This window comes from Prevotella sp. S7 MS 2, from assembly GCF_000762865.1.
Classification (GTDB): domain Bacteria; phylum Bacteroidota; class Bacteroidia; order Bacteroidales; family Bacteroidaceae; genus Prevotella.
The window spans coordinates 1-1,627 of the sequence record NZ_JRPT01000061.1 but is presented as its reverse complement, the minus strand read 5'-3'; the positions used below and the strand labels follow the sequence as shown (position 1 = coordinate 1,627).

Genomic DNA, 1,627 nt, shown 5'->3' with positions numbered 1-1,627 from the left:
CAGCAATGCTGAATGGGCGATGCAGTGTTGCTGGCAAACCACTGCAGCAAATTAAATTCTTTTTGTCTTAAGGTTATAGATTATCGCATTGGGATTTAAGAAAGGCATAATCACTCTATAACAATGAGGATATAGGGAAATATAAAAATCCCGGTTACTCTCCTTACGATATACTTAGAATATACCAATAAGGTGAATAACCGGGATTATCTGTTTGAAAACGTCTCGCTATTCTGTGACGTTCGTCTCGTTGTATTGCTCCCTGAGTCGTGCTAACTCTTTCTTGAGTTTCTTCGTAAGCTTCTCGAAACCGGGCTTACCATAGAGGTTGTGCATCTGCTCGGGGTCTTTCTTCAGGTCGTACAACTCCCATGTATCGATGTCGTTATAGAAATGGATGAGCGTATAACGGTCGGTACGCACACCATAGTGGCGACATACGGAGTGCTCGGCAGGATACTCATAATAGTGGTAATAGAGCGACTTGCGCCAGTTCTTAGGCTTCTCACCCTTCAACAATGGCAACATAGAAACGCCTTGTATATCCTTAGGCACATCAACACCAGCTACCTGTAAGAATGTAGGAGCGTAGTCGATGTTCTGTACCATCTGCTCTATGTCGCCACGCTTGCCGTTGGGATAATAAACCAAGAGCGGTGTGCGGAACGATTCCTCGTACATGAAGCGTTTGTCGAACCATCCATGTTCGCCTAGATAGAATCCTTGGTCGGATGTATAGACTATCATGGTGTTGTCAAGCATATCATGTTGACGCAGATAGTCAATCACTCTGCCCACATTTCTGTCCACACTACGGATGACACGGAGGTAGTCGTGCATGTAGCGTTGGTACTTCCACTCAGCCAAAGCACGTCCCGAAAGACCGTCCTTCTTAAACTTCTGTATGATGGGGGCGTAGTGTTTGTCCCACTGTGCACGCTGCGAGGGAGTCATTCGGGCATAGTTGGCGCGTCCCCACTTCTCCAGTTCGGGATTGGAATGTATCTCGTTTTCTTTGTCAGCCATCTTCAAGTCATACACCAAGTCCATGTCCTTGATGATGCTCATCTCCTGTTTGGCGGCCGCCTTACGACCTTTATAGTCGTCGTAGAAGGTCTTGGGCATGGGGTAAACGCGGTCGTTGAAGGCATCCAAATCACATGTGTCGGGCATCCAAACACGATGAGGTGCCTTGTTATGGATGAGCAGACAGAAAGGCTTATTGGGGTTGTGACGCTTGTCCAGCCAATCCAATGCCAAGTCGGTGGTGATGTTGGTGACGTATCCCGGCAGTCTTACACGCTTGCCATTGTCGATGAAATCGGGGTTGTAATATTCTCCCTGACCAATAAGGATATTCCAGTAATCGAAGCCGGTGGGATTGGACGAGAGGTGCCACTTACCCACAATAGCCGTCTCATAGCCTGCTTTCTGCAGCAATTTCGGATAAGTCTGCTGGCTTCCGTCAAACCTCTTGGTATTGTCGGTGAACCCATTTGAATAGCTATGTTTATCGGTAAGCATGCAGGCACGCGACGGTCCGCTGAGTGAATTGGCCACGAAGCTGTTGGTAAAGCGTACGCCATGCTGAGACAACCAATCTAGATTAGGGGTCTTGATAAGGCTT

General features: G+C 47.6%; 1 protein-coding gene. It reads right to left on the bottom strand.

All coding sequences use genetic code 11. The annotated features are described in order from the left end of the window. Positions 1-228 precede the first annotated feature (228 nt). A partial coding sequence (locus HMPREF0671_RS09620) for a sulfatase (RefSeq protein WP_036899976.1) occupies positions 229-1,627 on the bottom strand: 1,399 nt, incomplete at its 5' end.